Origin of the sequence: Flavobacterium flavipigmentatum (assembly GCF_020911905.1) — a bacterium.
Lineage (GTDB): Bacteria > Bacteroidota > Bacteroidia > Flavobacteriales > Flavobacteriaceae > Flavobacterium > Flavobacterium flavipigmentatum.
This window is the reverse complement of sequence record NZ_CP087133.1, coordinates 3,418,141-3,431,812: the sequence shown is the minus strand read 5'-3', so window position 1 is coordinate 3,431,812 and position 13,672 is coordinate 3,418,141. Positions and strand designations below refer to the sequence as shown.

The 13,672-nt window shown below is 35.8% G+C and carries 9 protein-coding genes; 4 read left to right on the top strand and 5 right to left on the bottom strand.

What is annotated here, in order from left to right; all coding sequences use genetic code 11:
• The first annotated feature begins 89 nt into the window (after window positions 1-89).
• From LNP22_RS14760 to LNP22_RS14750, 3 genes are all read left to right on the top strand, one after another.
• Window positions 90-1,727, top strand: coding sequence for a glycosyl hydrolase family 18 protein (locus LNP22_RS14760; RefSeq protein ID WP_229974136.1), 1,638 nt, complete (start codon window positions 90-92; stop codon window positions 1,725-1,727).
• 5 nt (window positions 1,728-1,732) lie between these two features.
• Window positions 1,733-3,601: a carbohydrate-binding protein gene (locus tag LNP22_RS14755; RefSeq protein ID WP_229974135.1), complete on the top strand. Its 1,869-nt coding sequence runs from the start codon at window positions 1,733-1,735 to the stop codon at window positions 3,599-3,601.
• An 87-nt stretch (window positions 3,602-3,688) separates the two neighbouring features.
• Window positions 3,689-6,568, top strand: a complete 2,880-nt coding sequence (locus LNP22_RS14750) for an RICIN domain-containing protein (protein ID WP_229974134.1) — start codon at window positions 3,689-3,691, stop codon at window positions 6,566-6,568.
• An 85-nt stretch (window positions 6,569-6,653) separates the two neighbouring features.
• Here LNP22_RS14750 and folE read toward each other — a convergent pair whose 3' ends face one another.
• The 5 genes from folE to LNP22_RS14725 form a co-directional block, all read right to left on the bottom strand.
• A complete protein-coding gene (gene folE / locus LNP22_RS14745; protein ID WP_229974133.1) occupies window positions 6,654-7,253 on the bottom strand; it encodes a GTP cyclohydrolase I FolE in 600 nt (199 codons plus the stop codon).
• A gap of 22 nt (window positions 7,254-7,275) precedes the next feature.
• Complete coding sequence (locus tag LNP22_RS14740) at window positions 7,276-8,754, bottom strand: cryptochrome/deoxyribodipyrimidine photo-lyase family protein (protein ID WP_319616472.1); 1,479 nt, start codon at window positions 8,752-8,754, stop codon at window positions 7,276-7,278.
• Window positions 8,747-9,397: a flavin reductase family protein gene (locus LNP22_RS14735; protein WP_229974131.1), complete on the bottom strand. Its 651-nt coding sequence runs from the start codon at window positions 9,395-9,397 to the stop codon at window positions 8,747-8,749. The genes LNP22_RS14740 and LNP22_RS14735 overlap by 8 nt, the downstream gene beginning before the upstream one ends.
• Window positions 9,394-9,690, bottom strand: a complete 297-nt coding sequence (locus tag LNP22_RS14730) for a TIGR03643 family protein (RefSeq protein WP_229974130.1) — start codon at window positions 9,688-9,690, stop codon at window positions 9,394-9,396. The genes LNP22_RS14735 and LNP22_RS14730 overlap by 4 nt, the downstream gene beginning before the upstream one ends.
• Before the next feature lie 792 nt (window positions 9,691-10,482).
• On the bottom strand, window positions 10,483-11,799 hold the full coding sequence (locus LNP22_RS14725; protein WP_229974129.1) for a hypothetical protein: 1,317 nt from the start codon (window positions 11,797-11,799) through the stop codon (window positions 10,483-10,485).
• 660 nt (window positions 11,800-12,459) lie between these two features.
• Here LNP22_RS14725 and LNP22_RS14720 point away from each other — a divergent pair.
• Window positions 12,460-13,011, top strand: coding sequence for a hypothetical protein (locus LNP22_RS14720; RefSeq protein WP_229974128.1), 552 nt, complete (start codon window positions 12,460-12,462; stop codon window positions 13,009-13,011).
• Window positions 13,012-13,672: the final 661 nt, after the last annotated feature.

The window sequence follows — 13,672 nt, the reverse complement described above, 5'->3', positions numbered from 1 at the left end:
TAAATGATTAAAAGCCTCGAACATTCTAATCAAATGAGAAAAATTTGAGGCTTTTATTTTCTTCCCCAAAAAAAATAAAAAAGAAGATTATGAAAAAAAATTATACAAAGATTCAACTAAAATGGATCATTATTTTGGCTTTGAGCGTTTTCAATTTTTCTATCGCTCAAAAAAAAGTAATTGCGTACATTCCTAACTGGATTGATCTGAATGCTTTTTCAAGCACTATTCAATACAGTAAATTAACACATATAAACATTGCGTTCGAAAATCCAGATGCCAACGGATACCTAACATTCAATTCTGGTTCTACTACCATTATTAATGCAGCACATGCACAAAATGTAAAAGTTTTTGTTTCCCTTGGTGGAGGATCTATTTCTGAAGGCGGTGTCATTCGTGATAATTATTTCAACCTGATTACTCCTGGAAACAGAACAGCATTTATTCAAAAAATTTACGATTATGTTGTCGCTCATAATTTTGATGGAGTCGATGTAGATTTGGAAGGTCCTGCAATCAATGGTGATTACGGAGGATTTGTAATTGCTTTGGCGAATAAATTACATGCGGGTGGGAAACAAATTACAGCCGCACTTTCTGAAGGTTATGGTGGTGCCAATGTTCCTTCTTCTACGTTTGCTGCTTATGACTGGATTAATATTATGGCGTATGATGCAACAGGTCCTTGGGCTCCTGGAAATCCTGGTCCACATTCTCCGTATAGTATGGCGGTTAATCAGTTTAATTATTGGACAGGAAGAGGTTTACCAGCAAGTAAAGCCATTATTGGAGTGCCGTTTTACGGATATGGTTTTGGAGCTGCTGCTAATCAGGGAATTTCGTATGCCAATATTATAGCACAATATCCGGGTGCTGAAAATGTAGATCAGGTAGGAAATACGATTTATTATAACGGAATACCAACCATCAAACAAAAAACAGCTTTTGCGATTCAAAACGCCGGAGGTGTTATGATTTGGGAGCTGTCGCAAGATGCTGTGGGGTCAAAATCATTATTAACTGCAATCAATCAGGTTATTACAGGAAGTCAGCCACCAGCAGGAGGTACTTTGATTCAGGCCGAAAATTTCTCCTCAATGAGCGGTGTGCAAACCGAACCAACAACAGATACCGGCGGAGGTTTGAATGTGGGTTATGCAGATACAGGAGATTGGATGGCCTACTTTAATATCAATTTCCCTACGTCAGGTTCTTATTTGATTGAATATAGGGTAGCAAGTGCTGTTTCGGGAGCCAGAATTTCATCAGATTTAAGTGCTGGAACCATTCAGTTAGGGGCTGTTAATATCCCCAATACTGGAGGTTGGCAAAATTGGCAGACGGTATCTCAAACCGTAAATGTAAATGCTGGAACGTATAACTTTGGAATATACATTCAAAATTCTGGAGTGAATTTAAACTGGTTCAGAATCACAAAATCAGCTGCTGCTTTAACAGCCAAAATGACTTCTCCTGAAACTGTAGATGAAAAAACTATTGCAAGTCTGACTGTTTATCCAAGTCCTACGCAAGAGACTCTTTTCTTTTCTACAGAAATTTCAGGAGCGAGCGTGAGTATTATCAATTCTCAAGGTGGTCAAACGCTTTCTGAACAAAAAGTCAATAACAATAGTGTAGATGTTTCGGGTTTAAAAACCGGAATCTATCTTATTTTGGTAGAGAAAGACGGAATTAAAACGGTAAGACGTTTTGTGAAAAAATAAAGTAGATGAAGAAAAATATAATAGTTTTAGTTCTTTCAAAGCTACTTTTATTGACATTTATTTTCTTTGGTTTAAGCTGCCACGCTCAGGTTATAATGTTTGATGATTTTAATTATTCAGGCAATAATGATCCACAATTGTCATCATTTAATAAATGGCAAATTGTTAACGGAGTAAGCGGACCGCCAGAGGGAGCTATGTACAGTAGAAATAACGTAGCTTTTGTTACAGATCCAGATAATTCGACCAATAAGTTAATGACATTGAAAACGACTGTTAATGGCCAATCAAAAGCTGTAACACATTCTAGAATAGAAAGTTCTTATGAATATTTTGAAGGAACTTATGCATCAAGAGTCTACTTATCTGATGAATCTTTTGTATCGAAAGATGCCAATATACAGACCTTTTTTACCATTGTAAGTTCAAGTCTTGCTCAGGATGGTTCGAAGTATAGTGAAATGGATATAATAGAATATATGGCTGCTGATAAATGGGGTGTTTCTCCAGACAACAGAGTTGGATATACGACTTCCTATCATAAATATATTGCAAATCCTTGGAGGCCTTGGAAAACTTATTCTACCCAACAAAAATCATTAGCGGGGTGGCATACTTTTATCGCTACTTGCACAGATGGTGTGAATATCAAATATTACATGGATAACACGCTTATTGCAACTCATTCTGTTACTGATAATGAAACTCAGGCTGGTCTTCCTGTTTATCCCCGAAGTACGATGCAGGTGGCATTTGCTAACTGGATTTGGAATAATGTATTAGGTACCAGCACTAGTAATAGAGAGAATACTTTTATGGCAGACTGGGTTTTATATTATAAAAACACAGAATTAAGCCTGAATCAGATCAATACTTTGGTAGCCAATTATAGAGCACAAGGATTGAAAAGAAGAAACCTGGCAGGACAAACATTTTATGATACACCGCAAAATGGCGTTGCCACAATGTATAAGGATTGTAATTATGGTGGATCTGCTGTGAGTTTACCAGCTGGTAACTATACTTTAGGTGACTTGCAGGCAAAAGGAATTTTAGATAATGATATTTCTTCGCTTAAAGTGCAAAATGGTTATGAAGTAGTGCTGTACACAAATGATAATTTTTCTGGTTCTTCTGCAGTTATTACCTCAGATGATACTTGTCTGGTAGATAATAGTTTCAATGATACAGCTACTTCTTTAAGAGTGAGAGCGATAACAAATTCTTCTTCAGTATTGATTGAAGCAGAGAGTTATGCCGTCATGAGCGGAATTCAAACTGAAGCTACAACAGATACTGGTGGAGGATTGAATGTAGGTTATACAGATACGAGTGATTGGATGTCTTACAGCAATATCAATTTTCTAACATCTGGTTCTTATTTGATTGAGTACAGAGTTGCCAGCAATGTCAACGGAGCAGTCATTTCTTCAGATTTGAGTGCAGGAAGCATTCAGTTAGGAGCTGTTAATATCCCGAATACCGGAGGATGGCAAAATTGGCAAACAGTTTCTCAAACCGTAAATGTCAATGCGGGAACGTATAACTTCGGGATTTACATTCAAAATTCCGGTGTGAATTTAAACTGGTTCCGAATCACAAAAGCAGGATCGGCTCTTACTGCGAAATCAGCTCCAACAGAAAAAATTGAAAGTCTGACTGTTTATCCAAGTCCAACGCAAGATACTCTTTTCTTTTCTACAGAAATTTCTGGAGCGAGCGTGAGTATTATCAATTCTCAGGGCGGTCAAACGCTTTCTGAACAAAAAGTCAATAACAATAGTCTGGATGTTTCGGGTTTAAAAACTGGAATCTATCTGATTTTGGTAGAGAAAAACGGAATTAAAACGGTAAGACGTTTTGTGAAAAAATAACTTTTTAAAAAGAGCGCTATTGCTTATTTATTTATAAAAAAAGAATAGCGCTTTTTAATCAATAGTAACCCCAAACCTTAAATAAAAATGAAAAACAATTACAGCTTTCGCTTAATTTTACTCGCGTTTTTAGCTTTTAGTAGCTTTGCTGTTGCGCAGACCTCTCTAGGTTCGAGTAAAACATTTATGAACAGTTTAAAAAAAGAACTCGTTAATTCTGCTACTTCAAAAAGTGTCGAAAAAACAGTTTTGCTTGAAGTCGAAAATTCCAAAAAATTCAACGGAAAAATAAATTACAAACAATCTAATTCTTCGAGTGAATTTTTGATTGGCGAAATTAAAAATGTGGCAGAATCTTCTTTTTACATCAAAGTGATGGATAAATCATTAGAAGGGCACATTATTTTTAAGAAAACAAAAGAGGCATACAAATACCATTCTGATGCACAAGGAAACGCCTTTGTTTCTAAAGTAGACATCAATACGTTAGTTTGTATCAATTATGAAAATGTTCCTGAAAATACAAGTAAAACAAGTAAAGTGGCAGCTGCAGCAGAAATTGCTCCGGCTTTGTTAAACTTGCAAAGTTTACCGGGTGCGGCAGGTTGTGTTTTATTAGATTTTGATGGATATAACATGCCGGCAGGAAATCTTTGGAACAACGGTAACGCAATCAATGCAGCACCATCAGGGATGAGCGATGCCGCTGTACAGCAACATTGGGAGGTAGTAGCAGAGGATTACAGGCCTTTTAATGTGAACATTACAACGAGCGAAGCAGTTTTTAATTCCTATCCAAGAAATAGAAGAATGCGCGTGGTGGTAACTCCAACCAATACTGCGGCCCCGGGGGCGGGAGGTGTAGCATATATTGGTTCTTTTAACTGGGACAACGATGTGCCTTGCTGGGTATTTATTACTTCGGGCAAATCGGGTGGAGATGCCTCAGCGCATGAAATAGGTCATACTTTTGATCTTGGTCATGACGGTCGTACAAATCCGTCAGAAGGTTATTTTGTAGGGATAGATGGTACATCTTGGGCACCTATCATGGGAGCAGGTTATTACCGACCTGTTGTACAATGGAGCAAGGGAGAATACAATTATGCCAATAATAACCAAGATGATGTGGCAACGATTGCCAGTGCTAAATTTGGCGTGGGCTACAGAGGCGATGATTACGGAAATAATATTGCTTCGGCAGCAAACTTAGATTATAATGCTAGTGGCGCTATCAACCAGAAAAATGGTGTAATTGCCAGTGAGGCCGATTATGATTTTTTTACGTTTACAACTGGTGGAGGAAATGTTTCTATAAATGCCAATACGGTGAGTCGTGATGGAAATTTGCATCTTTTGATGCGGTTGTACAATGCTGCAGGAGCTGAGATAGGGACCTATTGGAACTCTGATCCGTTTGTTTTGAATGCTTCAATGAATGTAAATCTGCCAGCCGGTAAATATTATGTTGGTGTTGACGGAAGTGGTGCCGGAAATGCCGGTTACGGAGGATATTCGGCGTATGGTTCTATCGGAAGTTATTCGATTACAGGAACGATTCCGCCAGGAGGAAATGTCAGTCCATCAACAGATGTGATTACAGTGTATAAAGATTGTAATTACACAGGATTTTCAGGCGGATTAACGATTGGTGATTATAATATGGCCCGTTTGAATGCACTAGGTATTTTAAATGATGATATTTCTTCGCTTCGAATTACACAAGGTTTTCAAGCAATTTTGTACCAAGATGATAATTTTACAGGAGGATCGACAGTAATTAATTCTGATAATTCATGTTTGAATACAACTTGGAATGACAAGGTAACTTCTATTCGAATTATTGCAAACGGAGTGACCACTTTAGGAAATGCAACCTACTTTTTGCAAAACAGAAACAGTGGTCTAAATATGGATGTCTGGACTTCAAGTCTGGCCAACGGAGCCAATGTAGCGCAAGGAAATGCCAATGGTGGAAATCATCAAAAATACACCTTTACGCATTTGGGTGATGGATTGTATAAAATTATCGCCAATCATAGCGGTCAGTCATTAGATGTAAATAATTTTAATAAAGCTAATGGTGCCAATGTAGAGCAATATCCGTACAACGGAACCACAAATCAACAATTTATTTTAGTTTCTACAGGCGATGGATTTTATAAAATTATTGCCCGACACAGCGGTAAAGTTGTTGAGGTAGCAGGGGCGAGTACTGCCAATGGTGCCAATGTTCAGCAATGGGATGATAATGGCCAGACATGCGGACAATGGAAATTGATTCCTACTACGACAGCACAAACTTCAAGTTTAATTCAGGCCGAGGATTACTCAGCCATGAACGGAATCCAAACCGAAGCTACAACAGATACTGGTGGCGGATTAAATGTGGCATACACCGATACAGCGGACTGGATTGCGTACAACAATATCAATTTTCCGACTTCTGGTTCTTACACTATAGAATACCGAGTTGCAAGTGCTGTTACGGGAGCAAAAATATCTTCTGACTTAAATGGTGGCACTATTATTTTGGGAGAAGTTGGAATTCCGAATACCGGAGGATGGCAAAACTGGCAAACGGTATCGCAAACGGTAACTGTAAGCGCAGGAACGTATAATTTTGGCATTTACATACAAAACAGTGGAGTAAATATTAACTGGATTAAAATCACCAAAATAGGTGCTGCAGCAAGTACTCCTCAGGTTTCAACAATTGTGTTGAATGAAGAAATAGATGAGGTTGCTTTCAACGTATATCCAAATCCAGTTTCAGAAACACTTTTCTTTACAACAAATGTGTCAGGTGCCAATCTTAGTATCGTTGATTCGCAAACAGGAAGTTTGGTTACAAAGCAAAAAATTAATGATAATAATGTTAATGTTTCGGGCTTAAAAAGCGGCGTTTACATCATTGTTTTTGATAAAGATGGTCAACAAACGATCAAACGTTTTATAAAAAAATAAGTTTTCTTTTTTAATAAATCAGCCGTCTCGAAATTTTTCGGGACGGCTTTTTTTATAATTGAGTAGAAATGCGTATCCAACCAATTTAGCTCAACTTATTTGAAATTAAACTAATAAATTCTGCTCGGGTTTTGTTCTCTTCAAAAGCACCAGTAAAAGATGAGGTTGTGGTAAAAGAATTTTGTTTTTGAACACCTCGCATCTGCATACACATGTGCTGCGCCTCAATTACAACAGCCACTCCCAAAGGATTTAAAGCTTCTTGAATACAATTTCTTATTTGGTCTGTCAATCGCTCCTGAACTTGTAATCTTCTTGCAAAAGCATCAATAATTCGGGGTATTTTGCTCAACCCAACTATTTTTCCGTTTGGAATATACGCAACATGTACTTTACCAAAAAAAGGCAATACATGATGTTCGCACATAGAATACATTTCGATATCCTTTACCACGATCATTTGTTTGTGATCTTCTGTAAACATCGCCGATCTGATAATTTCTAGTGGATCTAATTCGTAACCATGTGTCAAAAATTGCATTGCTTTAGCAGCTCTTTCAGGCGTTTTTTCGAGTCCTTCTCGTGTCACATCTTCACCTAAATTTTTAATAATTGATTGGTAATTGGTTGCAATTGTTTCGAGTGTTTCTGAATTATAGCTTTCTGTTTTTTCGTAATTTCTCATTCAATATTTTTTTTATTTTTTATTATTTTCTTACTGATTTTGGATTGTTTACATGTTTTTTTAAAATTAGCTTCCCAGCTTCTTTTACATCATCTTTTTTTCTAAAACCCCAAATAATGGTACTCGCATACTTCCTTGTTTCTTCAATGTCTACTATCGGAAACGGATAATCTTTACCAATAAAACAACCATAAAATTCCTGATCTATCAAACCTAATTTCCAGGGTTCATGAAGTAGGTGAGCGGGAACATTGGCCAGTTCTGGAATCCATTTTTTTATAAAAATTCCATCAGCATCATGTTCTTCAGAATTTTTTATCGGATTATAAATTCTTATCGTATTTATTCCGGTAACACCAGATTGCATTTGCAATTGCGGATAATGAATACCGGGTTCATAGTCTAAAAATTGCCTTGCTAAAAAATGTAGCTCCCGCCAATCCTGCCAAAGATTAAACACAAAAAAAGACACCACCAAAGCACGCATTCTAAAGTTGATATAACCCGTTTGTACTAGGCAACGCATACACGCATCGACTATTGGTACGCCCGTTTTTCCTTCTTGCCACGCTTTTATATAAGTTTCATTCTTCGGTTTTTCCAGAACATCAAACGCACGATTAATGTTTTCAAACTCTATTCTGCATTCACTTTCAAACTTTTGAATGAAATGACAATGCCAATGCAAACGTGATATAAAGTTTGAAAGCGCTCTTTTGTTGGCAGATTTTTCATAATGCTGCATCGTATATTGATAAACCATCCGCATACTGATGTTTCCGTAGGTCAGATAAGGAGACAATCTGCTGCATCCTTTTCTACTTAAATTTGGTTTAGAAATATGTTTGCTATAATTGATATAACGTTCTTTTAAAAAACTATCCAGATAGCGCCAAGCCCAATATTCGCCTCCTTCCTGAAAATTTTTATTCCTTGTTTTTATTGCTTCCGGTAATTTTTCACCTTTTAAAGTATCATAATAAACGGTTTCTAAATCTAAAAAGCTTCCTTTTTTAGCATCAAATGAGTGCGGAATACCACTCATGGCGTGATTCCACCTTTTGTCCCAGTCACTTCGGGTTTTTAACTTTCGAACAACGCCATTGGTTTGAAATTCTTTCCAAATAATATTTTTTTCAAAGCAATATTTTTGAATGGCTATATCTCTCTCAAACGTTACTTTATTGCCAGTTTCCTGATACGAAAAAATATTTTTTATGACATACCTTTTTGAAAGTTCTTCTAAAACAAAACCTGCTTCCTGATGAAAAACATGAATTTTAGCAGAAGCTTTATCAAAACTTTGTTGTAGATAATTCAATGATTCATAAACAAAACGCCAGTGCCTCAAATCCGAATCATCATAATTCATCACCGAAGGTTCAAAACAATACAGTAATAAAATGGGCAGATCCTGTTGCTGGGCCGTAAACAAGGCCTCGTGGTCTGTCACTCTCAAATCCCTTTTAAACCATACAATATTGATTTCCTTTTTACTCAATTGAAAGTATTGAAGTTATCTCTTTGTTGGGTTTTGCGTAGCTCAACCTATCCAATCTTTTTGTTGTATGATAACTGTCTAGACCTGAACAGGTAATAGTGTTGGCTCTTTCTATGTCAATAAATCCGTCTTCATACAAACAATCTTCGGGAACGTACAATTGTACAATTTCGCCAATAACCATTGCGGTATTGTTAATGGTAATGTCTATTTTTTCTCTAAATTCTATCCCGAGTTGAATGTGGCTTTCTTTTACAAATGGAGCCTGAAAGTTGTTTTTGTATTCGGGTGTCAAACCAACAGCATCAAATTCAGATATATCAGAATCATAACGTGCCGAAGTTTGATGCGCTTGTTGATAAATAGCTTCGTTAATATGATTGATAGTATAAAAACCGGTAGCAAGAATATTTCTAAAAGTATCACGTTCAGGTGGGCTTGGTCTAAAGATCAAAGCAATTAGCGACGGATTGGCGCCAAGGTGAAAAATAGAACTAAAAACCGCCAGATTTGAAGTATTCGCATCACTTTTTGTACCTATTAAAGAAACACTTTTAAAACCGCCGAGACTGTTAATAAGGTGAACTCTTTTTTGTTTGTCTAAATGATCAATGTCTGATGAGTTTAGGTATGTTTTTTTCATCGTCGTTTGGATATTTTATTGTTTGAAATTGCTCGCTGTAAATTGCACTTAAACCGATCTATACCGGCGACACGTTTTGCGGCATGTTTTGTTTTACAATTTTCTACTCTTGTGCGCCAAAGCCTGTAGCTACTAAATTTTAGCTCTTTTTTCATCAAAGATTTTACATCAGCCTCAGACAAATTAAACTGAAACTTGATGGCTTCAAAGGGCGTTCTGTCTTCCCATGCCATTTCAATAATTCGATCTACATCAACTTCGGATAAACTTTCTACTTTTTTTACAGACAACATATTACTTTGTTTAATGAAAATTTTAAAAGATTAAACAAAAGTACATAATTTTGACAAACCAGAATTAAAAAATTAAAAGAATTTATTTCTTATCAAAAAATTATTGGTCTCAGATTCGGGTTTAAAACCCTTCAATTTATTGCAGTACTTTGGTAATCTGGCGCGTACTTATAATTTAAAGTAAACAAAAAAAGGCCAGTCCACATTCCCAGAAGTCTTCTCCTGAAAAGCTCGTAACTATTTTTGAAAGTGATTAGGTTTTTTTTAGGAATAAAATAACTGTATTTTGAGGTTATGAAAACCCCAACGTTTAGGTTCGAGACCTAAATGATGCGGTTCCAAACCCCACTGATGTGGTTCGTAACCCCACTGATGTGGTTCGTAACCCCGTTGATGCGGTTCACAACCCGACTGATGGGGTTCATAACCTCACTGACGCGGTTCGCAACCCCAATGATGCGGTTCACAACCCCACTGATGGGGTTCACAACCCCGTTGATTCGGTTCGCAACCCCGCTGATGGGGTTCCAAACCCCGTTGTTGTGGTTCCAAACCCAACTGATGTGGTTCAGAACCCCGTTGATTGGGTTCAGAACCCCGTTGATGCGGTTCGTAACCCCGTTCCTGGAAGGATTCTTACAATACGCCATACAAATTTCTCTTTCTGAACATGTATCATTAAAACAAAAAAAGCCATTCCGTAATGACTTTTTGCTTTTTAAATGGCCAATTACAAAGAGGTTGATACAATAAAAGACCGTCTAGATTTATTTTTTCTAGCAATAAAATAACTTACAGAACACTAATTTTTACCGAACTTGCTTTGTCGTTAAAAGTTCCTAGACAACTGTTATTTCCAGTTATTATAATAGTTTCTCCTCCAAAATTATCGTTTTGATACAGTGTAATTTTATAGCCACTTTCTAGACGTACCGATGACAAATCATCATTTACAACACCATACGATTTAAGCTGAGCCAGTGTATAATTACCTACTGGCAAGGCAACTGCATAACCTGTATAGTTGCAATTCTGGAAAACGGTTACAACACCTCCGGCCGCAGCATTATAATTATTATTGATATAAGTACGTGAAAAATTTCCAACTCCATCAAAATAATTATCGGCTAATTTGGCCGGATCTGTGGCAAGTTCTCCGCCTTGTACAATACCATCATTGCCATCATTCCAAGCCCATGGAGCATTGGCTCCACCTGATTTAAAATCATTTCCTTTAAAGCCTCCACCTGCATTAAAAAACAAATCGGTGTTGAATCGTTGGTCCCATAATCCTCCGGCTTCAAAAATATTAACAAGTTTGTACTCAACATAATTGTCATAATTATCGGCTGGTATCTGTGCAACTCCACTTGCAGAAGGGTAGTAGATAATTCCGTCTCCGTTTATATCGTGTTGTGGCCACGCTTTTAGGCCGTGCCCTTTTGCTTCTTGCGCCGTAACAGGATGCATTTCTCCGTTAAAGTCTTTCATTTGCAATGTTCCATCAATACTTTCTAGTCCGGTTACAAATGAGCTGCCCGCAGTTGCATAAGAAAAGAAGTCGGAATGATTGGTGGTAACGGCTCCTTTTAGGCTTCCGTAAGCAGATCCATCTTTTTCTACAATCATTAATACACCTTCTAAATCATTTTCGTGTTGGTCTAGTTGGTACAAAAGCGCAATATCTGTCCAATCTCTCGGAGAAAAAAAGGCGTATGTAATAAACCAATGTGTTTTTGATTCTACTACCGAATAGTAACAATGTGCAGATAAAGAGTTGGCAAACGCAGGAAGATTGTTCCAGTTATTCTCTGCATTCCAGTCATTATCATAATTTATGGCAGTAAGGTAATCTGATTTTCCTCCTTCAGAATAGGTTCCCGTAGCATCTACATCTTTGTAATGAATTGGTGCCCATCTTCTGGCTAAATCTGAACTGGCAGATGCACTAATTTTATTAAAAAAAAATTTTTTTTCTACCACATTTGTAGTTGTTTTTTCTTCTTCTAATGTGGTGTCCTGACATGAAAATGTCATTGCCAATGCCATCATAACGAAGACCTTACCGAATACTTTACTGATTACCTCTTTTCGATTCTTTTTTTTCATAATTCTAGTTTTTAATTGTTTATAACATATTTAAAATTCCTTGATTTTGATTCAATGCTAGTGTTATGATCCACTGTCAGATGATAAATATGATCAGCAATCTTTATTTTTTCTGAAAATCTTTCTACGGCATTTTATAGTTCGTTTTTTATTTTTTGAATTATAATTCTTACTTGCTTAAAAGTACCTAAAAGAAGAAATCGTACTATCTAAAAATATTATGATACCGTTAATAAAATGTTATTGCTTGAGGAAGGGGATTTTTTATTTTTTGAAGTCACTCAAAAGTTACGCGCACGGAAGCTTTATAACAAATGATCATTCATAGTTATTTACTTGTTTTTGCTTCTGATCGAAGTGCAGAAAATTTTGTAGCTACGTATCAAAATGCAGTTATTGATACTAAATGATGGAACTTTTTTTTTAAAATAGATTTACTTTAAAACATTAGAAAGCTATTTTTCAATTTTAATTTTGAAAAATGGCTTCCTCTTGGATTCTAATGTTAAGAATTCATCAGAGGGCAAAACTTAACATTGGCGAATACTTTTTAACGCTACCTTTGTTAATGATTTATTAACATTGAATTAACTATTAATTTAAGTTGATAATATCGTTAAGTTATAATAACACGTTTTAATAGATCAAATTAAGAGAATAATGAGAAAAAAAGTAATTCCAAATGAACTTGATCCCGAAGTAGAAAAGGGAGAAATAAATTCCTCTGTTGAAAACTTAGAAAATCCTTCTGAGGGTGCAGAGCAAGAAACAGTTTCGGTTGAAGATTTTCCAGAAATAAGCAAAGTAAAGAGACCTGTGAGAAAGGTGACTGAAAAACCAACGTTGCCTATCGAAGAAGTAAAAGCTGAAAACGAAGAAGTTGAACCACTAATAATTTCTGAAGAAGTAGAAGAGTCTACTGAGGAAAACGAAGATAAAGCGAATACCAAATCAAAAAAGAAGATCAAAAAGATGAAAGAAAAGGAAAAAGAAAAAAAGCAATTGGCTAAGAAAAAAGAAAAAGCGAAAACAGAGAAAAAGAAAGAAAAAGCTAAATTGGACAAGAAGAAAGAAAAGGCCAAAAAAGCAAAAGTGAAAGCCAATGCCAAAAAGAAAGCCAAAGCTAAAAAAGCAAAGGATAAGGCAAAAGCAAAAAAAATTGCCAAAAAGAAGGCAAAAAGATCAAAAGTAAAAAAGAATAAGAAAAAATAATTTTTATCTGACTGGCATTTGCTAATTTTTAGTTTGCATTATACGCTAAACCTTTCAAAAATAAGACATTAAATTAATTTTAGAAGCCAAGCAATTGTGCCAGTACTACTCCATAAAAAAACCGTAAAACGATTTGTTTTTACGGTTTTTTTGTTGTGAGATTTAGTGTTTTTTTAATTGCTTGGTGTTTGTTTTTTTGTTTTTGAAAAATTATAAGTTATACCAAAATAGCCACTAAAAGAAAAGATACTTTCTATAGGCACTTGTCCTCCAACTCCTATGTCATAAATTATTGTACCATCTGCTTTTGGACTTGCCTCGAGAGCGAATAATCTTTGTCTTGAATGGGCTTAGATTATCATTTTTAAATTTAAAATATATTCTTGTACCAATAAAAGCTAAAGAATCTTAGGCTACAAAGAAAACTTTTTCATTCATAAAATTCATTAAAACAGTGTTGACTATTTGCTCGTTGTCCTCTTTGTTTCTGTCTTCTTCGCTTTTTCGGTTCTTCATTTTCATCTGTAAAAGTTCAATCAGAAGTTTTAAGAGAAGTATTTTTATTTTCTTTAGACTGGCATGAAAAAAGAAAGTAGAGATAAAAAAGCATTAAAAAATTTTTCATAAACGTTTTTTAATTAAGTATCTCAAATTTAGTTTT

Excerpts from the sequence above, each read along its gene's own strand:
- LNP22_RS14760 (WP_229974136.1), top strand. The coding sequence starts at position 90 with ATGAAAAAAAATTATACAAAGATTCAACTAAAATGGATCATTATTTTG.
- LNP22_RS14755 (WP_229974135.1), top strand. The coding sequence starts at position 1,733 with ATGAAGAAAAATATAATAGTTTTAGTTCTTTCAAAGCTACTTTTATTG.
- LNP22_RS14750 (WP_229974134.1), top strand. The coding sequence starts at position 3,689 with ATGAAAAACAATTACAGCTTTCGCTTAATTTTACTCGCGTTTTTAGCT.
- folE (WP_229974133.1), bottom strand. The coding sequence starts at position 7,253 with ATGAGAAATTACGAAAAAACAGAAAGCTATAATTCAGAAACACTCGAA.
- LNP22_RS14735 (WP_229974131.1), bottom strand. The coding sequence starts at position 9,397 with ATGAAAAAAACATACCTAAACTCATCAGACATTGATCATTTAGACAAA.
- LNP22_RS14730 (WP_229974130.1), bottom strand. The coding sequence starts at position 9,690 with ATGTTGTCTGTAAAAAAAGTAGAAAGTTTATCCGAAGTTGATGTAGAT.
- LNP22_RS14725 (WP_229974129.1), bottom strand. The coding sequence starts at position 11,799 with ATGAAAAAAAAGAATCGAAAAGAGGTAATCAGTAAAGTATTCGGTAAG.
- LNP22_RS14720 (WP_229974128.1), top strand. The coding sequence starts at position 12,460 with ATGAGAAAAAAAGTAATTCCAAATGAACTTGATCCCGAAGTAGAAAAG.